At 72.8% G+C, this 22344-nt stretch carries 21 protein-coding genes; 11 read left to right on the forward strand and 10 right to left on the reverse strand.

The window, feature by feature from the left end:
* Positions 1-193: 193 nt before the first annotated feature.
* A complete protein-coding gene (locus tag AB0F18_RS12570) occupies positions 194-1351 on the reverse strand; it encodes a cystathionine gamma-synthase (protein ID WP_362058386.1) in 1158 nt (385 codons plus the stop codon).
* A 140-nt stretch (positions 1352-1491) separates the two neighbouring features.
* Between AB0F18_RS12570 and AB0F18_RS12575 the strand changes: the two genes are divergently transcribed.
* The 4 genes from AB0F18_RS12575 (at position 1492) to msrA (ending at position 6400) form a co-directional block, all read left to right on the forward strand.
* Positions 1492-2601 carry a hypothetical protein gene (locus AB0F18_RS12575; RefSeq protein ID WP_362058389.1) on the forward strand — a complete coding sequence of 370 codons (1110 nt, stop codon included), beginning with the start codon at positions 1492-1494 and terminating at the stop codon, positions 2599-2601.
* A 219-nt stretch (positions 2602-2820) separates the two neighbouring features.
* Positions 2821-4419, forward strand: coding sequence for a M48 family metallopeptidase (locus tag AB0F18_RS12580; protein ID WP_362058392.1), 1599 nt, complete (start codon positions 2821-2823; stop codon positions 4417-4419).
* Positions 4416-5612 (forward strand): hypothetical protein, encoded by a 1197-nt coding sequence (locus AB0F18_RS12585; RefSeq protein WP_362058395.1) that lies wholly within the window; start codon positions 4416-4418, stop codon positions 5610-5612. Before AB0F18_RS12580 ends, AB0F18_RS12585 begins: the two co-directional genes overlap by 4 nt.
* Before the next feature lie 119 nt (positions 5613-5731).
* Positions 5732-6400 carry a peptide-methionine (S)-S-oxide reductase MsrA gene (gene msrA, locus AB0F18_RS12590; RefSeq protein WP_362058398.1) on the forward strand — a complete coding sequence of 223 codons (669 nt, stop codon included), beginning with the start codon at positions 5732-5734 and terminating at the stop codon, positions 6398-6400.
* Between the two features lie 6 nt (positions 6401-6406).
* Here msrA and AB0F18_RS12595 read toward each other — a convergent pair whose 3' ends face one another.
* Entirely contained in the window at positions 6407-7453 is a 1047-nt protein-coding gene (locus AB0F18_RS12595; protein WP_362058399.1) for an NAD(P)-dependent alcohol dehydrogenase, read from the reverse strand.
* Between the two features lie 197 nt (positions 7454-7650).
* Between AB0F18_RS12595 and AB0F18_RS12600 the strand changes: the two genes are divergently transcribed.
* Positions 7651-8556, forward strand: a complete 906-nt coding sequence (locus tag AB0F18_RS12600; RefSeq protein ID WP_362058401.1) for a helix-turn-helix transcriptional regulator — start codon at positions 7651-7653, stop codon at positions 8554-8556.
* A 74-nt stretch (positions 8557-8630) separates the two neighbouring features.
* On the opposite strand, the gene AB0F18_RS12605 is transcribed toward AB0F18_RS12600, so the two are convergent.
* Positions 8631-9887: an Ig-like domain-containing protein gene (locus AB0F18_RS12605; protein WP_362058403.1), complete on the reverse strand. Its 1257-nt coding sequence runs from the start codon at positions 9885-9887 to the stop codon at positions 8631-8633.
* A 144-nt stretch (positions 9888-10031) separates the two neighbouring features.
* Positions 10032-10373, reverse strand: a complete 342-nt coding sequence (locus AB0F18_RS12610) for a hypothetical protein (protein WP_362058406.1) — start codon at positions 10371-10373, stop codon at positions 10032-10034.
* A gap of 107 nt (positions 10374-10480) precedes the next feature.
* Between AB0F18_RS12610 and AB0F18_RS12615 the strand changes: the two genes are divergently transcribed.
* Entirely contained in the window at positions 10481-10807 is a 327-nt protein-coding gene (locus AB0F18_RS12615; protein WP_362058409.1) for a hypothetical protein, read from the forward strand.
* Positions 10808-10963: 156 nt separating this feature from the next.
* On the opposite strand, the gene hutH is transcribed toward AB0F18_RS12615, so the two are convergent.
* From hutH to AB0F18_RS12640, 5 genes are all read right to left on the reverse strand, one after another.
* Positions 10964-12505, reverse strand: a complete 1542-nt coding sequence (gene hutH, locus AB0F18_RS12620) for a histidine ammonia-lyase (protein WP_362058547.1) — start codon at positions 12503-12505, stop codon at positions 10964-10966.
* A gap of 129 nt (positions 12506-12634) precedes the next feature.
* On the reverse strand, positions 12635-13750 hold the full coding sequence (locus AB0F18_RS12625; protein WP_362058412.1) for a GGDEF domain-containing protein: 1116 nt from the start codon (positions 13748-13750) through the stop codon (positions 12635-12637).
* A gap of 101 nt (positions 13751-13851) precedes the next feature.
* The gene (locus tag AB0F18_RS12630; protein WP_362058415.1) at positions 13852-14664 is read right to left on the reverse strand and encodes an enoyl-CoA hydratase-related protein; all 813 of its coding nucleotides are present in this window, start codon (positions 14662-14664) and stop codon (positions 13852-13854) included.
* A 30-nt stretch (positions 14665-14694) separates the two neighbouring features.
* Positions 14695-15852 (reverse strand): adenylate/guanylate cyclase domain-containing protein, encoded by a 1158-nt coding sequence (locus AB0F18_RS12635; protein ID WP_362058418.1) that lies wholly within the window; start codon positions 15850-15852, stop codon positions 14695-14697.
* A 222-nt stretch (positions 15853-16074) separates the two neighbouring features.
* Positions 16075-16941 carry a biotin--[acetyl-CoA-carboxylase] ligase gene (locus tag AB0F18_RS12640; RefSeq protein ID WP_362058421.1) on the reverse strand — a complete coding sequence of 289 codons (867 nt, stop codon included), beginning with the start codon at positions 16939-16941 and terminating at the stop codon, positions 16075-16077.
* A 131-nt stretch (positions 16942-17072) separates the two neighbouring features.
* Here AB0F18_RS12640 and AB0F18_RS12645 point away from each other — a divergent pair, with 131 nt between their 5' ends.
* The 4 genes from AB0F18_RS12645 to AB0F18_RS12660 all read left to right on the forward strand — a co-directional run bounded on the left by AB0F18_RS12645 (position 17073) and on the right by AB0F18_RS12660 (position 19756).
* Positions 17073-18665 (forward strand): acyl-CoA carboxylase subunit beta, encoded by a 1593-nt coding sequence (locus tag AB0F18_RS12645; protein WP_362058424.1) that lies wholly within the window; start codon positions 17073-17075, stop codon positions 18663-18665.
* Positions 18666-18685: 20 nt separating this feature from the next.
* Complete coding sequence (locus tag AB0F18_RS12650; RefSeq protein ID WP_362058427.1) at positions 18686-18898, forward strand: acyl-CoA carboxylase epsilon subunit; 213 nt, start codon at positions 18686-18688, stop codon at positions 18896-18898.
* A 103-nt stretch (positions 18899-19001) separates the two neighbouring features.
* On the forward strand, positions 19002-19136 hold the full coding sequence (locus AB0F18_RS12655; protein ID WP_344163986.1) for a hypothetical protein: 135 nt from the start codon (positions 19002-19004) through the stop codon (positions 19134-19136).
* Positions 19137-19147: 11 nt separating this feature from the next.
* Positions 19148-19756, forward strand: coding sequence for a nucleoside triphosphate pyrophosphatase (locus tag AB0F18_RS12660; protein WP_362058430.1), 609 nt, complete (start codon positions 19148-19150; stop codon positions 19754-19756).
* Here AB0F18_RS12660 and AB0F18_RS12665 read toward each other — a convergent pair.
* Positions 19737-20180, reverse strand: coding sequence for a hypothetical protein (locus tag AB0F18_RS12665; protein ID WP_362058433.1), 444 nt, complete (start codon positions 20178-20180; stop codon positions 19737-19739). The two genes, AB0F18_RS12660 and AB0F18_RS12665, sit on opposite strands and share 20 nt — an antisense overlap.
* A 378-nt stretch (positions 20181-20558) precedes the next feature.
* On the opposite strand from AB0F18_RS12665, the gene AB0F18_RS12670 reads away from it, so the two are divergent.
* Positions 20559-22322: a biotin carboxylase N-terminal domain-containing protein gene (locus AB0F18_RS12670; RefSeq protein WP_362058436.1), complete on the forward strand. Its 1764-nt coding sequence runs from the start codon at positions 20559-20561 to the stop codon at positions 22320-22322.
* Positions 22323-22344 lie beyond the last annotated feature (22 nt).

Raw genomic sequence — 22344 nt, forward strand, 5'->3', positions numbered from 1 at the left:
GCCGCCGCCGCGCGCGGGCGGCGGCTGCTGCGCCGGCGCCGCGCGCTGCGCCGGTTCGGCTGGGCGGTGCTGTGGGCGGCGGCGGTGGCCTTCACGGTGTGGGCGGCGCTGACGCACCCGTGGGTGACGCCGCCCAGCCACGTCTCACCGCCCCTGGAGGGCTGGTAGGCCCTCCAGGGGCGGCGGCGTACGACTAGCCCAGGGCCTGGGTGAGGTCCGCGATGAGGTCGTCGGCGTTCTCGATGCCCACGGACAGGCGGATCAGGTCCGCGGGGACCTCCAGGGCCGAGCCGGCCACCGAGGCGTGGGTCATGCGGCCCGGGTGCTCGATGAGGGACTCGACGCCGCCGAGGGACTCGGCGAGGGTGAAGATCTTCGTCCGGCCGCAGATCGCGACGGCCTCCTCCTCGCCGCCGGCGACCTGGAAGGAGACCATGCCGCCGAAGTTGCGCATCTGCTTGGCGGCGACCTCGTGGCCGGGGTGCTCGGGCAGGCCCGGGTAGAGGACCTTGGTGACCTTCGGGTGGCGCTGGAGCACCTCCACGACCTTCGCGGCGTTCTCGGCGTGCCGGTCCATGCGCACGGCCAGGGTCTTGATGCCGCGCAGCACGACCCAGGAGTCGAACGGGCCGGCCACCGCGCCCATGGCGTTCTGGTGGTAGGCGAGCTCCTCGCCGAGGGCCTCGTCGGCGGTGACCAGGGCGCCGCCGACGACGTCGGAGTGGCCGCCCATGTACTTGGTCAGCGAGTGCACGACCACGTCCGCGCCGAGCGCGAGGGGCTGCTGGAGGTAGGGGGAGGCGAAGGTGTTGTCGACGACGAGCTTGGCGCCGGCGGTGCGGGCGATGTCCGCGATCACCGCGATGTCGGTGATGCCCAGCAGCGGGTTCGAGGGGGTCTCCACCCAGATGACCTTGGTCTTCGGGGTGAGGGCGGCGCGCACGGAGGCGGCGTCGGAGGTGTCGGCGACCGACCACTCCACGCCCCAGCGGGAGACGACCTTCGCGAAGAGGCGGAAGGTGCCGCCGTAGGCGTCGTTGGGGATGACCACGTGGTCGCCCGGGGAGAGCAGCGTGCGCAGCAGGCAGTCCTCGGCGGCGAGCCCGGACGCGAAGGCGAGGCCGCGCCGGCCGCCCTCCAGCGCCGCGAGGTTCTCCTCCAGCGCGGTGCGGGTGGGGTTGCCGCTGCGGCTGTACTCGTAGCCGCCGCGCAGTCCGCCCACGCCGTCCTGCTTGTAGGTGGACACCTGGTAGATCGGGGGGACGACCGCACCGGTCTGCGGGTCCGCCGTGTTGCCCGCGTGGATCGCGCGGGTCTCGAAGCTCTGGTGCTCGTGGCTGTCGTCGCTCATGGGGCTGATGCTATGCCCCGTCCGTGCCGTGGTCCTCTCCTGGCCTGACGCCGCCTTGACACGGCGCTGACCCGGCCCGGGAAGGGGCCGCGGGCGCCGGCATTCGCGTTTGGCCCGCCGGGTCTGGTTCGCTGGGAGGCATGCAGATTATCTGGGTCCTGATGGGACTGGCCCTGGCCGGCCTCATGGTCTTCTCGTTCGTCCGGGCCAGGCGCGGTGGCGGCATCCGGCTGGTGGCGCCGGGCAGCCCCGACGCGGCCGACCCCGCGGACTACGGGTTCGCCCGGCAGGAGGAACTGGACGTCCGGGTGCCCGGGCCCGACCGGGACCTGATGGACGCTCTGGCGAACGTCCAGCGCAGCGGCGGCTGGCAGGCCGCCTCGGCGCTGCTCGCCGGGACCCCGAAGGACGGTGAGCTGCGCTGGCAGCGGGTCCAGGCCTTCGGCGGGGCGGCGGCGCTGGAGCTCGTGGAGCGTCCGGGGGTCGGTGCTCCGTGGCTGAAGGCGTGGCGGCTGGAGGCGGAGAAGGACGCGGGCGGCGCCCAGGTGCACGCGGAGCTGCTGGTGCAGCAGGCGTGGCGGTCCTCGGGCGGGGTGGGCTCGCAGGACCACCGGATCATCCTGGAGGAGGCGCGGGAGGCCTGCCGCAAGGCGGCGCTGCTGGCGCCGGGCGACCCGGTCCCGTTCATCACGGAGCTGGCGGTGGCGCGCGGACTCGGGTACGCGGAGGCCGAGTTCGACGCGCTGTGGGCGAAGGTGATCGACGTGGCGCCCGCGCACATGGGTGCGCACCTGGCGGCGCTGCACTACTGGTGCGAGAAGTGGCACGGCTCGCGGGAGAAGGCGGCCGCGTTCGCGGAGGCGGCCGCGGCCCGCGCCCCGCGGGGGTCGCTGCTGGCGGCGCTGCCGCTGTTCTCGCTGTACGAGAACCTTCCCGACACGGTGCTGGTGAGCGACTTCGGGCGGACCGCGGTCGTCTCGCGGGCGGTGGAGGGCGCCCTGTACGCGGTGCACCAGGCGCGGGCGGACGACCCGATGCTGGCGCACGTACGGCACCTGCTGCTGTGGTTCCTGGTGCGGATGGAGCGCTGGGCGGAGGCGATGGAGCAGGTGCGGCACGTGGACGGCTGCGTGGGCGCGCTGCCGTGGTCGGCGCAGCAGGACCCGGCGCACGCGTACGCGGTGGTGCGGGCGCTGGCGGTCGCCGGGTACGAGGCGAACGGCGGCTCTCCGGCGACGCTGCCGCACTGATCCTCCCGGGCGGGTACGGGAGTTGGGCGCGGGGGGAGCCGGAGCGGTGCGCGGGGGCCCGGGGACGGGCTCCCGCCGTCACCGAATCGTTGGCCAAATAAAGTTGCCGTAAGTGACGTGCGGGCCGCATGATCCGGCCGTGATCGCCAGTCACCGGGACCTCCCCCGCCCCGGCATCACCACCCGTACCGCCACCTCTCCACCCGGGGGATCCACCTGATGGGCGCCTCACTGCGCGCGCTGCGCGCTCTCGTCCTGCTCGCCGGCTTCTACCTGCTCGGCGCCATCCTGCTCAGCCTGCTCGGCCTCCTCGACTGGGCCGCCTTCAGCGTGCTGCACGGCCCCGCCGCCGGCAAGGTCCTCGTCGTCTCCGCCGTCCTCGCCGTCCCCATCGTGCGCGGCATGTTCATGCTCGGCGCCCCCGACCCGGAGCCCACGCCCGGAGTCCCCGCCACCGAGGCCGGCGAACCCGCCCTGTGGCAGGCCGTACGCGAGGTCGCCGCCCAGGTCGGCACCCGCGCCCCCGACGAGATCCTGCTGACCGACGAGGTCAATGCCGCCGTCTCCGAGGACGCCCGGCTGCTCGGCCTGCGCTCCGGCACCCGCCGCCTGCTCATCGGCCTGCCCCTGATGGCCGGCCTCGACGAGATGCAGCTGCGCGCCGTACTCGCCCACGAGATGGGCCACTACGCCAACCTCGACACCCGCCTCACCCCCCTCATCCGGCGCGGCCACATCCAGCTGTCCCGCACCGTCGCGCACTTCAACGAACGCGCCGACAAGAAGGTGGCCAAGGAACGGGCCAGGCAGGAGAAGCAGGCCGAGAAGCGCATCGCCCAGGGCAAGAAGGCCAAGGAGGTCGACACCGCCGGCCAGGGCATCAGCTACCGCGCCATGGCCCGCGTCTACGCCCTGTACGGCGCGTTCTACCAGCGCGCCACCCTCGCCGGCTTCCGCCGCCAGGAGCTCGCCGCCGACCTGGCCGCCGTCCGCGCCGCCGGCCGCGACGCCACCGCCTCCGCCCTGCGCGAGCTCAACGCCCTCGACCCGGCACACGGCTTCTACCTCGGCTCGTACGCCACCCTCGGCGTCCGCGTCGGCGTCCTGCCCCGCCCCGGCCAGTTCTTCGGCGGCTTCCGCCACCTCCTCGAAGCCCGCCACGCCGAACTCGACGAGCTGCGCACCGAGCTCTCCACCGAACCCGCCTCCCCCTACGACTCCCACCCCGCCCTCGCCGACCGCGTGGCCCGCATCGAGGCCCTGCCCGACGACGGCCGCGGCAGCCGGGACTCCCGCCCCTCGCTGGACCTGCTCGCCGACGCCGACGCCGCGATGGCCGCACTGGAGCCGCTCGTCCTCAGCCCCGAGGCGCTCGCACTGGAGCGCGCCGACTGGGACGACCTCGTCCACGCCACCATGAGCCACCACACCGTCCAGGACGCGCAGGGTCTCGGCGAGGAGCTCGAAGCCGTCGGCGCCGGCCCCGGCCTCGCCGCCCTGCTCGACGCCCTCGACGCCGACCCGGACGTGCGCTGGCGCTTCGCCGCACGCTTCCCCCAGTCCGACGAGGCCGCCGCCGCCACCGGCCGGGCCGCCCGCGAGTACGCCCGTCCCGTCGTACGCCGCGCCCTGGCGCTGCTCACCACCGTCGAGCTGACCGCCCGGGGCACCGTCCACTGGCAGGTGTCCTGGTCCGACGAGGCCGCCCTGCGCTACCCCGCCGACGGCTTCGAGGAGCGGCTGGCGGCCGCCCTGGACGCCGCCGCCGGAGACCCGTGCGACACCGAACCCCTGCGAAAGCTGGTCCTGACCCCGTGATGATCTTCCTGGCCGTGCTGGGCGCACTGCTGCTCGCCGGCGCCCTCTACGTGGCCCGCGGCTTCCTCCTGATCGCCAAGGCCAAGCGGCTGACCGCCCGGGCCGCCGCCATCGAGGCCGAGACCGAACTGCTGCGCGCGGAGACCGCCCGCATGGAGGCGGAGCAGGAGGCCTCCGAGGCCGACGAGGCCGCCGCCAAGGCCGCGGCCGTCGTCGCCCTCGGCTACGTCCCGGAGTCCGACCTCGACACGAGGTACTGGGCCCCCGTCCCCGCGGAGCGGACGGCGGTCCTGGCCTCCGTCCGCACGGGCGACTGGGCGGCAGGGGCCGCGTACGTCACGGCCGCCGGCTCCGACTGGGAGGAACGCTGGCAGCGGGTCGTCGCCCTCGCCGACCTCGCCGCCGAGGAGGACGACGCCTGGCTCCTCGCCTGGCGCGCGGCCCACCCCGAGGACCCCCTCGCCGCCCTCGTCAACGCCGAGACCGGGGTACGGACCGCGTGGAACGTACGCGGCCGCAAGGGGGCCGCGTACACCACCGCCGAACAGTTCCGCCTCTTCCGCGAGCTCCTCACCAAGGCCCAGCGGGACGCCCACGAGGCCCAGTCCCTGGCCGACCCGGCCGACCCGCTCCCGTACATGGTCGAACAGCACATCGCCCACGGCCTGGGCTACCCCCACGCCCGCTACCGGGCCCTGTGGGCCGAGATCACCGACCGGGCCCCGAAGGTCCTGTCGGCCCACACCCACGCCCTGGAGCACTGGTGCCAGAAGTGGCGCGGCTCCCACGAACTGGCCCTCGCCTTCGCCCGCGAGTCGGCGGCCGCGGGCGCACCGGGCGACCTGCTGACCCTGCTGCCCCTCATCGCGTACTTCGAGCAGGAGACCCACGAGGACGACCTGCTCGCCGAGACCTGGTACAAGGAGCCGGAGATCCTCGCCGCCGCGGACGCGGCCCTGGAGGACCTGGTCGCCGCCGAAACCGCCGACCCGGCCGACCCGCGGCTGCCCCGCATGCGGCACATGCTCGCCTTCGTCCTCTTCTGGCAGGACCGGGACGCGGAGGCGGTCGAACAGTTCCGCCAGGTGGACGGGCACATCGGCGTCATCCCCTGGTCCTACGCGGCCAACCCCCGCCGCCGCTACACGTACGCCCGCGACTGGGCGGTGGGCGTGGCACACCCGGACCTCTGAGACCGGCGGACGCGGACGCGGACGCGGACGACGGAAGGGAGGGGGAACGGGAACGGGAACGGGAACGGGGGAATGGGAACGACCCCCCGTCCGTTGTCTGTCCCACAAGGAGGAAATCCATGTTCTCGTACCGCCGCACGCCCGAGCTGCCCACCCGCGAGGAAGCCCTCAAGGGCCGCCCCGAAGCGCAGTTCTCCCTGCCGGAGCGCCACACGGTCCTCGGCAACCCCCTGGCAGGCCCCTACCCCTCCCACCTCGAAGTCGCCGACTTCGGCCTGGGCTGCTTCTGGGGCGCGGAGCGCAAGTTCTGGCAGACCCCCGGCGTATGGACCACCCTGGCCGGCTACCAGGGCGGCTACACGGAGAACCCCTCGTACGAAGAGGTCTGCTCGGGCCTCACGGGCCACACGGAGGTCGTCCGCGTGGTCTTCGACCCCGCCCTCGTCTCCTACGAGACCCTCCTCAAGCTCTTCTGGGAGTCCCACGACCCCACCCAGGGCTTCCGCCAGGGCAACGACGTCGGCACCCAGTACCGCTCGGCCGTCTACACCCACTCCCCCGCCCACCAGAAGACCGCCGAAGCCTCCCGCGACGCCTACCAGCGGGTCCTCACGTCCTCGGGCCACGGCACCATCACCACGGCCGTCCTCCCCGCCCAGGACCGCCCCTTCTGGCCGGCGGAGCCCTATCACCAGCAGTACCTCGACAAGAACCCCGGCGGCTACTGCGGCATCGGCGGCACGGGCGTCAGCTGCCCCATCGGCGTGGCCGAGGCCCCGGGCGCCTGAGGCCGGTCAGATGGTCGAGGCGTCGATCACGAAGCGGTAGCGGACGTCGCTGGCCAGGACCCGCTCGTACGCCTCGTTGATCTGATCGCCGCGGATCACCTCGATCTCCGAGCCCAGGCCGTGCCCGGCGCAGAAGTCGAGCATCTCCTGGGTCTCGGCGATGCCGCCGATCATGGAGCCGGCGAGGGTCTTGTTGCCGCCGATGACGGAGAACAGGTTCAGCTCCACCGGCTCCTCCGGGGCGCCGACGTTCACCAGCGCGCCGCCGACCCGCAGCAGGCCCAGGTAGCGGTCCAGGCCCAGCGGGGCCGAGACCGTGGACAGGATCAGGTCGAAGCGGCCCTTCAGCTCCTCGAAGGTGGCCCCGTCGGCGGTCGCGTAGTAGTGGTCGGCGCCCAGGCGCAGGCCGTCCTCCTTCTTGCGCAGGGACTGCGAAAGGACGGTCACCTCCGCGCCGAGCGCGTGCGCGATCTTCACCCCCATGTGCCCGAGCCCGCCGAGCCCGACGACCGCGACCTTCTTGCCGGGCCCCGCACCCCAGCGCTTCAGCGGGGAGTACAGGGTGATCCCGGCGCACAGCAGCGGCGCGGCGACGTCGAGCGCGAGACCGGCGGGGATGCGCACGGCGTAGTTCTCGTCGACGACGAGGTGCGTGGAGTAACCGCCGTACGTGGGCTCCCCGTTCCTGTCGAGGGCGTTGTACGTGCCGACCGCCCCCCGCACGCAGTGCTGCTCCAGCCCGGCCAGGCAGTACTCGCACTCCCGGCAGGAGTCGACCATGCAGCCGACGCCCACCCGGTCGCCGACCGCGAACTTCGAGACGCCCGCGCCGGCTTCGGTGACGACACCGGCGATCTCGTGGCCCGGGACCATGGGGAAGATGCCCTCGCCCCAGCCGTCGCGGGCCTGGTGGATGTCGGAGTGGCAGATGCCGGCGTACTTGATCTCGATGAGGACGTCGTGCTCACCGACCGGGCGGCGCGGCACGGTCGTGCGCTCCAGCGGGGCCTTGGGGGCGGGGACGGCGTAGGCGGCTACCTGCGTGACGGACATGCGGGGTTCTCCTCGGACGGGGGACGCCGGGCCCGCCGGAAGGGGCCGGCCGGGGCGTCCGTGCTGCGATGCCCCCACGATGCCCCGGCACGGTCCGGCCACCCAGCCCCCTGCGGAACCTAGGACCGCCGGACCTACCCCTGACGGGGTCAGGCTGAGGCCCCGCACCGCGCGGCCCCGCCCGGGATAATTGCGCCATGGACCACCGCCTGGACCAGCGAGCCGAGCTGGGAGACTTCCTCCGTACCTGCCGCGCCCGGCTGCGCCCCGAGGACGTGGGCCTGGCCGACTACGGGCGCCGCCGCCGGGTGCCGGGGCTGCGCCGCGAGGAGCTGGCGCAGCTGGCCGGGGTGTCGGTGGCGTACTACACGCGCCTCGAACAGGGCCACGGGCAGAACGTCTCCGCCGAGGTGCTCGACGCCATCGCCCGCGCGCTGCGCCTGAGCGACACGGAGGCGGCGCACCTGAACCACCTGGCCAGCCCCCGCACCCGCGCCCGCGGCCGCGCCCGGCGGCCCCAGCAGGTCCGCCCGGAGCTGCGCACGCTGCTGGACGCGATGGAGGGCGTGCCGGCGTACCTGGTGGGGCGGCGGCAGGACGTCATCGGCTGGAACCGGCTGGCGGCGGCCGTCTTCGGGGACTTCGGGGCGCATCCGGCGGCGGAGCGGAACCTGGTGCGGCTGGTGTTCCTCGACCCGGCGACGGCCGAGCTGTACGCGGACTGGGAGTGCCGGGCCTGCGAAGTGGTCAGCAACCTGCGGCTGTACGCGGGCCAGCACCCCGACGACGAGCAGCTGACGGCCCTGGTCGGGGAGCTGTCCGTGAAGCACGAGGAGTTCCGCCGGCTGTGGGCGGCGCACACGGTCGCCGACAAGACGCACGGGGTGAAGCGGCTGCGCCACCCGCTCGTGGGCCCGCTGGAGCTGGCCTTCGAGACGCTGACCCTGCCCGACGACCCGGCGCAGTTCCTGGTCACCTTCCACGCCGAACCGGGCTCCCCCTCGGCGGACGCCCTGCGGCTGCTGTCGTCGTGGACCGCACCCATGGCGCCCACCGCACCCGCGACTTCCGCCGGAGAGCCGGCCGGGGAGCCGGCCGCCTGACCGGGAGGGCCCCGGAGAAACGAAACGGCGGGGAGCCCCGAAGGGCTCCCCGCCGTCTGCCGGCCGGTGTCACGTCACGCGGACGGACCGGCCTTCCACTCCGCCCAGCTCATGTTCCAGCCGTTCAGGCCGTTGTCCGGCTTGATGGTCTTGTCCGGGGAGTTCACCACGGTGACCACGTCGCCGATGAGCGAGTTCTCGTAGAACCAGGCACCGGCGGTGTCCGGGTCGTTGGCGCCCTTGGCATCGTTGAGGCCGACACAGCCGTGGCTGGTGTTCACGCTGCCGAAGATCGAGTCGGCGCCCCAGTAGTTGCCGTGGATGAACGTGCCCGACGTGGACAGCCGCATCGCGTGCGGGACGTCCTTGATGTCGTACTCGCCCTTGCCCTCACTGTTCTTGAAGCCGACGGTGGAGCCGTCCATCCGGGTCTCCTTGAACTTCTCGGAGATCACCATCTGACCGTTGTAGGTCGGGTTCTCCGGGGAGCCCGCCGAGATCGGGATGGTCTTGAGGACCTGCCCGTCACGGGTGACCGTCATCTTCTTGGTCTTCGTGTCGACCGTGGAGACCTGGCTCCGGCCGACCTTGAAGGTGACCGTCTTGTTCTGCACGCCCTGGATGCCGGGCGCGCCCTGAACGCCCTGGAGGGCGAGCTTCAGGGTGACGGTGGAGTTCGCCTGCCAGTACTGCTCCGGACGGAAGTCCAGGCGCTGGTTGCCGAACCAGTGGCCGACGACTTCCTGGCCGCTGCTGGAGGTGACCGTGATGGCCGCCTGGACGGCCTTCATGTCCTTGATCGGCTTGTTGAAGTTGATCGAGACCGGCATGCCCACGCCGACCGTCTGACCCTCTTCCGGCGTGTAGTCGCCGATGAAGCTGTTCTCGGGCGACAGGGTGGTGAAGGAGGCGTTCTCGTGCGCCTCGCGCCCGGCCTCGTCCTTCGCGGTCGCCGCCAGGGCGTACTTCGTGGAACGCTTCAGCGCGGCGTCCGGCTTCCAGCTCTTGCCGTCGGCCGCGATCTTGCCCTCGACGGCCGTACCGTCCGAGCTCTTCAACTCGACCTTGGTGAGCGTGCCGTCGCTGACCGTGACGCTCGCTCCGTCGGTCGTGGCTATGTTGGTGGCACCGTCCTTCGGCGTGATCGCTATCTTCGCCTTGGAAGCGTCCTTCGCCGCCGCCGCGTCGACGTCGGCCTGGGACTTGGCCGAGCCGCCGCCCTGAGACTTGTCGGCACCCCCGTCATTGCAGGCCGAAAGCATCAGTACGCCGCCGAGCACAGCGGACACGGCCACCAGGGACCGTCGCCGCCGCTTGCTGTACGTCCTCACACGTCACTCCATCGTTGCCGGAAACCCCGAGGCTGCATTCCCGGGATCGGGCCGGGCAGGGGGGATCACCCCCTGCACGACCTGACAACGCGTTAACGACGCGGATCGGTTCCACATTCCGTTCGAATGTGTGCAACCCCACGGTCAGGCGTTGTCGGCCTCTTCTTCGAAGTCCCCATCTTCCCCGTCCAGGTCCCACTCCAGGGACTCGGGGTCGTATTCGACGGGTTCACTGCTCCAGGAGGCCTGGGCCAGCTCCACGCCGGCGAGCTCCGCGACCAGGTCGGTGGGGTCGACGAGGTAGGCCAGGGCCTCGGACTCATCTTCCCGCACCGCGGACTCGGCGTGGCCGCGTTCCTCGTCCGGCATGAACTCGTCGGCCTTGATGTGGGCGAGGGCGGCGCCGATGAGGGCATCGGAATCCGACACCTCCAGCACCAAATCGACGCGAAGCCGGACGTAACGTGATGTGTCAGAAGGGTTCATACGACGGAGAGTAAGCCCGCGACAGCCTCGACTTTCCCGCGACCCGCCCCTTTCACTAGCATCTGCGCACACGGCCAATTCGCTGCTTCCGCAAGGGGGATCGCACCGTGTCCGCACCTCGACCGCTGCTCACCGCTCTCGGAGCGACCACCCTCCTCGCCGCCCTCTGGTTCGTCCCCTCGGCGAACGCCACCGCCCCGGATCCCCAGACCTCCTCGGGAGCCCCCGCCGCCGCCAACACGGGCACGGTCACGGGCGAGGGCACGGGCGACGGCACCATCGCCCCGGAGGACCACCCCGCAACGATCACAGTCCTCTCCCTGGCCGACACGGGCAGCGTCGACACCACCCCGTACGTCCTGGGCGGCACCCTGTGCCTGGGCCTGGGGGCAGGCTTCGTGACGTTCTCGGTGCGGCGGTCGCGGGTGGGGTAGGGGGGCCGGGCATCCGGCGGCCTCATCGTCCTGATTCCGGACCAGGGGCCGCCCAGCCGAAACCCCGCCCTCCCCCGGCCCCGACCCCGCCCCTGAACACCAGAAGGCCGCGCCCCCGGGAAACCCCCCGGGGCGCGGCCTCCACCAGCACAGCCCCTACGCCAGCGGCCCCGTCACCGGCTCGACCGCCGCCACCAGGCCGCCCGCGCGGACGAAGGCGTCGGCCGCCGCGAGGTCCGGGGCCAGGAAGCGGTCCGGGCCGGGGCCCTCGACGCCCGCCGCGCGGACCGCCGCGAGGGCGGCCTGGCTGGCCGGGGCCGGGGTGAGGCCGTGGCGCAGCTCCAGGGCGCGGGTCGCCGCGTAGAGCTCGATGGCGATGATGCGGGTCAGGTTGTCGATCGCCGTCCGCAGCTTGCGCGCCGCCGACCAGCCCATGGAGACGTGGTCCTCCTGCATGGCGGAGGACGGGATGGAGTCGGCCGAGGCCGGTACGGCGAGCCGCTTCATCTCGCTGACCAGCGCGGCCTGCGTGTACTGGGCGATCATCAGCCCGGAGTCGACGCCGGCGTCGTCCGCGAGGAACGGCGGCAGGCCGTGGCTGCGGTTCTTGTCGAGCAGCCGGTCCGTGCGCCGTTCGGCGATGGAACCGAGGTCGGCGGCGGCGATGGCCAGGAAGTCCAGGACGTAGGCGACGGGCGCCCCGTGGAAGTTGCCGTTGGACTCGACGCGCCCGTCGGGCAGGACGACCGGGTTGTCGACGGCGGCGGCCAGCTCGCGGGAGGCGACGAGGGCGGCGTGCGCCATGGTGTCGCGGCCCGCGCCGGCGACCTGCGGGGCGCAGCGCACCGAGTAGGCGTCCTGCACGCGCGGGGCGGACTCCTCCTGGAAGTGCCCGGTGAGCCCGGAGCCCTTGAGGACGGCGGCCATGTTGGCGGCGGCGGCGCCCTGGCCGGGGTGCGGGCGGATGGCGTGCAGCTCGGGCTGGAGCACCTTCTCGGTGCCGAGCAGGGCTTCCAGGGTGAGCGCGGCGGTGATGTCGGCGGACTTGTACAGGGTGTCGAGGTCGGCGAGGGCCATCACCAGCATGCCGAGCATGCCGTCGGTGCCGTTGAGGAGGGCGAGGCCCTCCTTCTCGCGGAGCTCGACGGGCTCGATGCCGTGCTCGGCGAGCAGTTCGCCGGCGGGGCGGACCACGCCGTCGGGGCCCTCGGCGTCGCCTTCGCCCATGAGCGCGAGGGCGCAGTGGGAGAGCGGGGCGAGGTCGCCGGAGCAGCCGAGGGAGCCGTACTCGTGGACGACGGGGGTGATGCCGGCGTTGAGCAGGTCGGCCATGGTCTGGGCGACCGAGGGCCGTACGCCGGTGTGCCCGGAGGCCACCGTCTTCAGGCGCAGGAACATCAGGGCGCGGACGACCTCGCGCTCGACGCGCGGGCCCATGCCGGCGGCGTGCGAGCGGACGATGTTGCGCTGGAGCTGCGCGCGCAGCTCGGGGCTGATGTGCCGGGAGGCGAGGGCGCCGAAGCCGGTCGAGACGCCGTAGACGGGCTCGGGCTTGGCGGCGAGCGCGTCGACGATCTCGCGGGCGCGGCCGAGGGCTTCGAGCGCCTCGCCGGACAGCTCGACCCGCGCGTTGCCTCGGGCGACGGCGATGACGTCCTCGGCGGTGGTCCCGGAGGTCCCCACCACGACAGTGTGCATATCCATATTCAGCACCCTACGGACTGAATCCCTTCATGTCACTAGCTGGAAATGTCACGATCGGGTCCGCCCATTACCCCTTACGGACCAACCCTGTCGGCACCACCCGCCCCACCTGCACCCACGCCCTCACTGCCTCCCCCGGAACCGCCGCCGCTCCCCGGACGCCTCCCGCGCCGCGGCGTCGGCCAGGCGCACCACCGCCGTGTCGCGGCCCGCGACGACCGGGCCCACCGACCGGGCGGCCTTCGCCTTGTACTGCGCGGCGTCCGCCAGCCGGAACAGCCGCCGCGAGGACTTCACGGGCCCGATCGGGTCCCCCGTGGAGGCGACCCCGCAGGCCACGCCCTCCCCCAGCTCCAGCGCGGCGGCCCGGGCGCACACCTCCTCGGTCACCGCCACCACCTCGTCCGCCGACGGGCCGACGCTGACCAGGCAGAACTCGTCCCCGCCCAGCCGTGCGACCAGGGCGCCCGCCAGCATGGCCCCGCACAGGCTGAGCACCGAGCCGAACCGTTCCAGCAGCCGGTCGCCCGTCGCGTGCCCGAGGGTGTCGTTGACCTTCTTCAGGCCGTTCAGATCGCAGACGACCAGGCTCACCACCGCCCCCGAGCGCCGGTGCTCCTCCAGCGCCTCGTCGAGCCGCATGTCCACGGCCCGCCGGTTGGCCAGGCCGGTCAGCGGGTCGGTGAAGGCCAGCCGCCGGGCTTCCTCCAGGCGCTCGTTCTGCGCGAGCCCCGCCGCCACGACGGCCGCCAGGACGGTCGCGAACTCGGCGTCGGTGTCGTCGAAATCGGCCAGGCCCACGTCCCGGGCGACGTACAGCTCCCCCCAGGCGCGCCCGCTGAGCACGATCGGCGCGACCACGCACGTCCCGCGCCCCCGCGCCCGCAGGGCCGCGCCCCGGCGCCCGGGCCGGCCGGCGGCCGCGCTCTCCACCCAGGCGTGCGGCCCGCCGCCCCCGACCCAGCGCTCGTGCAGGAACTCGGTGATCTCGGGGAAGTCGTGCACGGGATAGGACTCGTCCTCGGGGAACTCCTCCTCCCCGGCCCGCAGCTCCCCCTCGTTGACGAGGACCCGCAGCCGCCCGCGCTCGCGCTCCCAGGCGGAGATGGCCGCGAAGGACCCGTCCATCGCCAGCCGGGCCCCCCGGGCGGCGGCCCGGACGCTGTCCCGCGGCGCGCAGGCCGCCGCCATGGCCTGCGCGAGGCCCACGACGGCCCGAAGCCGCCCGTCAACTTCCATCACCCTAGATTAGGGAGTTTTATCCGATTTAGTGATGGATGGCGCGACTTTGGGTGACCCCGGGACCGCACCGCGCAGCCGACGCCGGGCGGAGCAGGGGGCTACTGGCCCGGCCACTCCGGCTTGCGCTTCTCGTTGAACGCCGCCACGCCCTCCGCCCGGTCGCCCGAGAAGGCCACCGTCCGCCAGGCCGCGTCCTCGATCTCCAGCCCGGCCGCCAGGTCCATCCCGTGCCCCAGCCGCAGCGCCCGCTTGGCCGCGCGCAGCCCGACCGGGGAGTTCGCCGCCATCGCCGCGGCCAGCTCCAGGGCCCGCGCACGGTCCTCGCCGGCCGGGGCCAGCTCGTCGACCAGCCCCAGGGACAGCGCCTCGGCCGCCTCCACCCGGCGGGCCGTGAAGATCAGCTCGGCGGCCCGGGCCGCCCCGACCCGGCGCGGCAGCAGCTGCGTGCCGCCGCCGCCCGGGATCACGCCCACCGACACCTCGGGCAGCCCGACGACCGCCGTCCCGTCGGCCACGATCACGTCGCAGGCCAGCGCCAGCTCGAAGCCGCCGCCCAGCGCGAAGCCGTGCACGGCCGCGATGGTCGGCATCGGCAGCTCCAGCACGCCCCCGTACGCACCCCGGGTGGTCGGCCGCTGCCGCACCAGCTCGGCGTCCGTCAGCGAGTTGCGCTCCTTGAGGTCCGCGCCCACGCAGAAGGCCCGCTCGTGGGTGGAGGTCAGCACGACGACCCGTACGCCGGGATCGGCCGCGAGCGCGTCACAGGCGGCGGAGATCGACCGCGCCATCTCCGTCGACACGGCGTTCATCGCCTTGGGGCGGTCCAGCACCAGCTCCGCGACCACTCCGCGCTCGCCGTGCCGCCGCACCGCCACGAACTCCCCGAACCGGGCTTCGTCGTTCCCGCCCACGGCACACTCTCCCGGAAAAGTTAACGAACGTTACCCGGGGATCTTAGGCGTCCGCCGCGTCAACGACCAGGGCTCCACGACACCCAGTCCGCGCACCGGCCGCTGCCACATCGGCTGGAGCGCGAAGCGGTACGAGCCGCCGCCCTCCTCCTTCTCGGCCGACTTCTCCGACACCGGCGCCGCACCCGTGCGGCCCAGCTCCTCGGCCATCGCACCGTCCACCAGCACCGCGTCCTTCGGCGCTATGGAGGTCAGCCGGCTCGCCAGGTTCACCGTCGTCCCGAAGACGTCGCCCATCCGGGTGGTCACCGTCCCGAAGGCGATCCCGACGCGCAGCTCCGGCATCTGCGGGTCCGCTTCCATCGTCTCGATCAGCCGCAGGGCGATCTCCGCCGCCGTCGCGGCGTCGTCGGCGCAGTACAGGACCTCGTCGCCGAGCGTCTTGATCAGCCGGCCGCCGTGCGCGGCCACCAGGTCCGCCGCCGTGGTCTCGAAGGCCTCGACCAGCTCGCCGAGCTCCTCCTCCTCCAGCCGCCGGGTGAGCCGGGTGAAGCCCACCAGGTCGGCGAAGCCCACCGCGAGCCGCCGGTCGACCATCTCCTCGTCGTCCGCGACCTGCACCACCCGCCCCGTGGCCGCCGCCAGCTGGCGCCGCCACACGTAGACGAGGAACTCCTCCAGCTCCGGCAGCAGCAGCTCGACCAGCGGGTACGTGACCTCCGTACGGGTCATCCCGGGCTCCGGCGGCTCCGTCAGCCCCTCCAGGAAGGAGTCGATCTGCCATTCCGCCAGCCGGGCGGTGGTCTGCCCGGTGGAACGCGCCACCTGCACCGCCATCGGCTCGCTCAGCAGCCCGGCCTCCACCAGGCCGGCGAGCCGCCGCAGCGCCAGTACGTCGGCTTCCGTCAGGGCCTTGGCCTGCCCGATGTCCGCGAAGCCCATGGCCCGCCAGAACCGCGAGGCCAGCTCCATCGAGACGCCGGCGCTGCGGGCCGCCTGGAAGGGCGTGTAGCGCCGCTCGGCGCCCAGGATGAGCTGCTCCAGCCGGATGGCGAGCGGGTCGGCCGTGGGCTGCGCCGCATGGTCGACCTCGTGGAACGGGGTGTGCTGGTCCCGCCCGATCGGGGTCCCGGGATTGCCCGCGGAGCCGGACGAGGACGCGCTGGACGTAGAGTCGTCGACGGTCAAGGGCCGCCTCCTGTCCATTCCGTGCGCACAGCCGAACCGGGTGATCACCGCGAGGACCGGGATCGCCTAAACCATACGGCAGGTGTGCCGTAGCTCACTCCCCCAGTTCCGGCGCCGACGAGGTTCGAGCCACCCCCGGCCCCGCCGGCGGGTGAGGCGCCGGGGGTCCGGGGGCGGAGCCCCCGGCAGCGGCGCCGCACCCGAACCCCCTGGAAGCCGGTGCTAGCGGACCGCCCTCAGGTGGACCACGTCACCCGCCCCCACCGCCACCCGCTCGTCCTCGGCCGTCCGGATCACCAGGTGCCCGTCGGTGTCCAGCGCCTCGGCCGTACCGGTGAGCGTCCGGCCCCCCGGCAGGTCGGCCCGCACGTGCCGGCCGAGCGTCGCGCAGCCCGCCGCGTACGTCTCCTGCAGGCCGCTTTCCCCCGGGTCCCCGGCGGCGTCGCGCCAGCGCCCGTACCACTCCTCCAGCGACCGCAGCACGGCCTTCAGCAGCGGCTCCCGGTCGGTCACGGTCGCCTTCGCCAGGGCCAGCGAGCCCGCCTGCGGTACGGGCAGCTCGTCCTCGGTGAGGGTGACGTTGAGGCCGATCCCGATGACCACCCCGTCGCCCACCCGCTCGGCGAGGATGCCGCCCGCCTTGCGCTCCTCGCCCTCCACGGTCACCAGCAGGTCGTTGGGCCACTTGAGCAGGGCGTCCACCCCCGCCGCCCGCGACAGCCCGCTCGACGTGGCCACCCCGGCGAGCAGGGTCAGCCACGCCCACCGCTCCTCGGGCACGCCCGGGCCCGGCTTGAGCAGGACGGAGAAGAACAGCCCGGACCGGGCCGGCGCGACCCAGCTGCGGTCGAGCCGCCCACGACCGGCGGTCTGCTCCTCGGCGACCAGCACGGCCCCCTCGGGCAGCTCCGCGGCCCGGGCCGCGAGATCGGTGTTGGTGGACCCGGTGGAGGGCACGACCTCCAGCGAGGTCCACAGCCCGCCCTCGGTGACGAGGGCCCTGTGCAGTGCTGCGGGATTGAGCGGGGGCCGGTCCAGGCTCGACCAGCGTCCGGCTCCCGCTGCGGCTGAAGCATCTGATGGCGTCATGCAACCCAATCTAGGTGTGTCAAACGCCGCACTGCCGAGCGCCATGCCCGCCGATACGCTACGCACCAGTAGCCAGCAGCAGTCAATCAATTGACCAGGCAGTTGACACCACACAGGGAGCCGCGACCCCGATGTCCCAACCCTCAGAGCCGATCGACATGCACACGACCGCGGGCAAGCTCGCGGATCTGCGGCGCCGAGTCGAGGAAGCCACGCACGCCGGTTCCGAGCGCGCCGTCGAGAAGCAGCACGCCAAGGGCAAGCTGACGGCACGTGAGCGGGTGGCGTTGCTGCTGGACGAGGGGTCGTTCGTCGAGCTGGACGAGTTCGCCCGGCACCGGTCGACGAACTTCGGGCTGGAGAAGACCCGCCCCTACGGCGACGGCGTCGTCACCGGCTACGGCACGGTCGACGGCCGGCCCGTGGCCGTGTTCTCGCAGGACTTCACCGTCTTCGGCGGGGCCCTCGGCGAGGTCTACGGCCAGAAGATCATCAAGGTGATGGACTTCGCGCTGAAGACCGGCTGCCCGGTCGTCGGCATCAACGACTCCGGCGGCGCCCGCATCCAGGAGGGCGTCAGCGCCCTGGGCATGTACGGCGAGATCTTCCGCCGCAACGTCCACGCCTCCGGTGTGATCCCGCAGATCAGCCTGGTCGTCGGCCCCTGCGCCGGCGGCGCCGTGTACTCCCCGGCCATCACCGACTTCACGGTCATGGTGGACCAGACCTCGCACATGTTCATCACCGGGCCGGACGTCATCAAGACGGTCACCGGCGAGGACGTCGGCTTCGAGGAGCTGGGCGGTGCGCGCACCCACAACTCCACCTCGGGCGTGGCGCACCACATGGCGGGCGACGAGAAGGACGCCATCGAGTACGTGAAGTCGCTGCTCGCGTACCTGCCGTCGAACAACCTGTCCGAGCCGCCCTCCTTCCCGGAGGAGGCGGACACCGAGGTCTCCGACGCCGACCTCGAACTCGACGTGCTGATCCCGGACAGTGCGAACCAGCCGTACGACATGCACACTGTGATTGAGCACGTGCTGGACGACGGGGAGTTCCTGGAGACGCAGTCCCTGTTCGCCCCGAACATCCTGACCGGCTTCGGCCGCGTCGAGGGACACCCGGTGGGCGTGGTCGCCAACCAGCCGATGCAGTTCGCCGGCTGCCTGGACATCAACGCCTCGGAGAAGGCCGCGCGCTTCGTGCGGACGTGCGACGCCTTCAACATCCCGGTGCTGACCTTCGTCGACGTGCCGGGCTTCCTCCCGGGCACCGACCAGGAGTACAACGGAATCATCCGGCGCGGGGCGAAGCTGATCTACGCCTACGCCGAGGCCACCGTCCCCCTCATCACCGTCATCACCCGCAAGGCCTTCGGCGGCGCCTACGACGTCATGGGCTCCAAGCACCTCGGCGCGGACCTCAACCTGGCCTGGCCGACCGCCCAGATCGCCGTCATGGGCGCGCAGGGCGCGGTGAACATCCTGCACCGGCGCACGATCGCGGAGGCCGCCCCGGAGGAGGTGGAGGAGACCCGTGCCCGGCTCATCACCGAGTACGAGGACGCCCTGCTCAACCCGTACACGGCCGCCGAGCGCGGTTACATCGACGCGGTGACCATGCCCTCCGAGACCCGCGCCCACGTGGTGAAGGGGCTGCGGCAGCTGCGCACCAAGCGGGAGTCCCTGCCCCCGAAGAAGCACGGCAACATCCCCCTCTAGGCCCCGAGGAGCTCACAGTGATGATCAAGGTCGTCAAGGGCAACCCGACCCCCGAGGAGCTGGCCGCCGCACTGGCGGTGGTCCAAGCGCGCGCGGCGGCGCTGGCCTCGGCCCCGTCGGGCGCGCCCCGGGTCCCGGACGAGTGGGCGGCGCCGGGCCGGGTGGCCCGTCGGCACGCGCTGCGGCCGGGGCCGCGCGCGTGGGGCCGTACGTACTGGCCGGGCCAGGGCTGAACCCGTACGGGCCGCACGGCCCGCGGAATATGGCGCGAACGGACGGTGGCGCCTGAGTACCCGTACTCAGGCGCCACCGGCGTGCCGGGGCAAGGATCGGAGCATGCTCTGGTCAGACCCGAAGGACGAGCCGCCGAAGGACATGCGCGACGCCCAGGCGATGCTGCGGCGGATGCTGGTGGTGCTCCTGCTGGCGACGCTGGTCGGCGTGTACGTCCTCGGCGTGGCCCCGTTCTAGGCCCGCCTACGATGGCCCCCATGACCGTACGCACGCTCGTCCTCGCCTCCGCCTCCCCCGCCCGGCTGAACCTGCTGCGGCAGGCCGGGCTGGCCCCGCACGTGATCGTCAGCGGCTTCGACGAGGACACGCTGGACCACGACGACCCGGCCGCCCTGGCGCTGGCCCTGGCCGAGGCCAAGGCGGGCGTGGTGGCGGAGCTGGCGGAGGCCGCGGGCGCGCTGGTGATCGGCTGCGACTCGGTGCTGGAGCTGGACGGCGAGGCGCTCGGCAAGCCGGCCGACGCGGCGGAGGCCACGGCCCGCTGGAAGTCGATGCGCGGACGGGCCGGCGTGCTGCGCACGGGGCACTGCGTGATCGACACGGCGACGGGGCGTCAGGTCTCGGCGACGGCCTCGACGACGGTCCGCTTCGGCGAGCCGACGGACGCGGAGGTGGCGGCGTACGTGGAGAGCGGCGAGCCGCTGCACGTGGCCGGGGCGTTCACCCTGGACGGGCTGTCCTCGGCGTTCATCGACGGCATCGACGGGGACCCCGGCAACGTCATCGGCCTGTCGATGCCGCTGCTGCGCTCCCTGTTGGGGGAACTGGGCGTCTCCATCACGGATTTGTGGGCCTGAGTCCCTCCTGCGGCGCGGAGGGGGCCGTCAGGTCGTGCTCCGCGTAGAGGGTCAGCGTCAGCACGATCAGGCAGAAGAGGGCCGTCGTCGCCGCGAAGGCGCCCCAGCCGACGAGTCCGACGGCGAGGGCGCCGAGCACCCCGTGGGTGACGGCGGCGGCGACGAGGACGACCCGGGCGGCGCGGCCGGGCGGGCGGTCGCGCAGGGCGGTGACGGCGAGGAGCACGGCGTTGAGCAGCAGGAAGGCCCCCATCGCCACGCCCAGGCCATACGTTGCCTTGGACATGACATTCGGATCGCTGCCCGCGACCGACATCGACTGACTGGCGGTCGCCCGGCCGAGCACCACGTGGACGAGCACGAGCACCGCCGCCTCCGCAACGAGCGCGAGCGCGCCCAGCCCCGCCACGAGTCTGCGCAGCACGACGCCCCCATCCCTCCCACGCCACAAGCGTGTTCGACGCCACGGAGGCTACTAACGAGTAAACCTGTGGACAAGGGGTCGGGGCCGCTTCGTTACGGGAGGGGGTCCGTGACGGCTCTCACTCAAAGAATGCATAGGCCGTTCGTAGGGACTCCACAAAGAATCAGCAGGGGCGGCTGACCCGCCGAACAGAGACCTTCCCCGCGGTACGGGGTTACTGTGCAGTCGGGGATGTCCCTGACCTGGGGCTACACAAGGGTTTTCGCACTCGAAGGGCACTCGCATCACGCTCTGTGTGGGCAAGCTCACCACCGGGGAAGGGTCGTAAGGCCGTGTCGGCAGTCCCTAAACTCAGCTTGTTTCAAGGAGGGAGCCATCGTGCGCAAGGTGCTCATCGCCAACCGTGGCGAAATCGCTGTCCGCGTTGCTCGGGCCTGCCGGGACGCCGGGATCGCGAGCGTAGCCGTCTACGCCGATCCGGACCGGGACGCTCTGCACGTCCGCGCGGCAGACGAAGCTTTCGCGTTGGGCGGTGACACCCCGGCGGCCAGCTACCTCGACATCGGCAAGGTCCTGCAGGCCGCCGCCGACTCGGGTGCGGACGCCATCCACCCCGGATACGGCTTCCTGTCCGAGAACGCCGAGTTCGCCCAGGCCGTCCTCGACGCGGGCCTGACCTGGATCGGCCCGCCGCCGCAGGCCATCCGCGACCTCGGCGACAAGGTGGCCGCCCGTCACATCGCGCAGCGCGCCGGGGCCCCCCTCGTCGCCGGCACCCCCGACCCGGTCTCCGGGGCGGACGAGGTCGTCGCCTTCGCCGAGCAGCACGGGCTGCCCATCGCCATCAAGGCCGCCTTCGGCGGCGGCGGCCGCGGCCTGAAGGTCGCCCGCACGCTGGAGGAGGTCCCCGAGCTGTACGAGTCCGCCGTGCGCGAGGCCGTGGCCGCCTTCGGCCGCGGCGAGTGCTTCGTCGAGCGCTACCTCGACAAGCCGCGCCACGTCGAGACGCAGTGCCTGGCCGACTCCCACGGCAACGTGGTCGTCGTCTCCACCCGCGACTGCTCGCTCCAGCGCCGCCACCAGAAGCTCGTCGAGGAGGCCCCGGCCCCCTTCCTGTCCGAGGCCCAGAACGCCGAGCTGTACGCCGCGTCCAAGGCCATCCTCAAGGAGGCCGGCTACGTCGGCGCGGGCACCGTCGAGTTCCTGGTCGGCACCGACGGCACCATCTCCTTCCTGGAGGTCAACACCCGCCTCCAGGTCGAGCACCCGGTGACCGAGGAGGTCGCCGGCATCGACCTGGTCCGCGAGATGTTCCGCATCGCCGACGGCGAGGAGCTCGGCTACGGGGACCCGGTCCTGCGCGGCCACTCCATCGAGTTCCGCATCAACGGCGAGGACCCGGGCCGCAACTTCCTGCCCGCCCCCGGCACCGTCACCCGGTTCGACGCGCCGTCGGGCCCGGGTGTCCGCCTGGACGCCGGCGTGGAGTCCGGCTCGGTCATCGGCCCCGCCTGGGACTCGCTGCTCGCCAAGCTCATCGTCACGGGCGCCACCCGCGAGCAGGCCCTCCAGCGCGCCGCCCGCGCCCTGGCGGAGTTCAACGTGGAGGGCATGGCCACCGCCATCCCGTTCCACCGCGCGGTCGTCGCCGACCCGGCCTTCGCCCCGGCCGACGGCAACCCGTTCACGGTCCACACCCGCTGGATCGAGACCGAGTTCGTCAACGAGATCCCGGCGTTCACGGCCCCGGCCGCCGAGGACACCGAGGACGAGCCCGGCCGCGAGACGGTCGTCGTCGAGGTCGGCGGCAAGCGCCTGGAGGTCTCCCTCCCGTCCTCGCTGGGCATGACCCTGGCCCGCACGGCCGCGGCCGGCGGCGCCAAGCCGAAGCGCCGCGCCGCCAAGAAGTCCGGCCCGGCCGCTTCCGGCGACACCCTCGCGTCCCCGATGCAGGGCACGATCGTCAAGGTCGCGGTCGAAGAAGGCCAGCAGGTCAACGAGGGCGACCTGATCGTCGTCCTGGAGGCGATGAAGATGGAGCAGCCGCTGAACGCGCACCGCTCCGGCACCATCGTCGGCCTGACGGCCGAGGTCGGCGCCTCCCTCACCTCGGGCGCCACGATCTGCGAGATCAAGGACTGACGCCCCCGCACCCCCGCGAAGG

This window comes from Streptomyces sp. NPDC029216 (assembly GCF_040648015.1).
Lineage (GTDB): Bacteria > Actinomycetota > Actinomycetes > Streptomycetales > Streptomycetaceae > Streptomyces.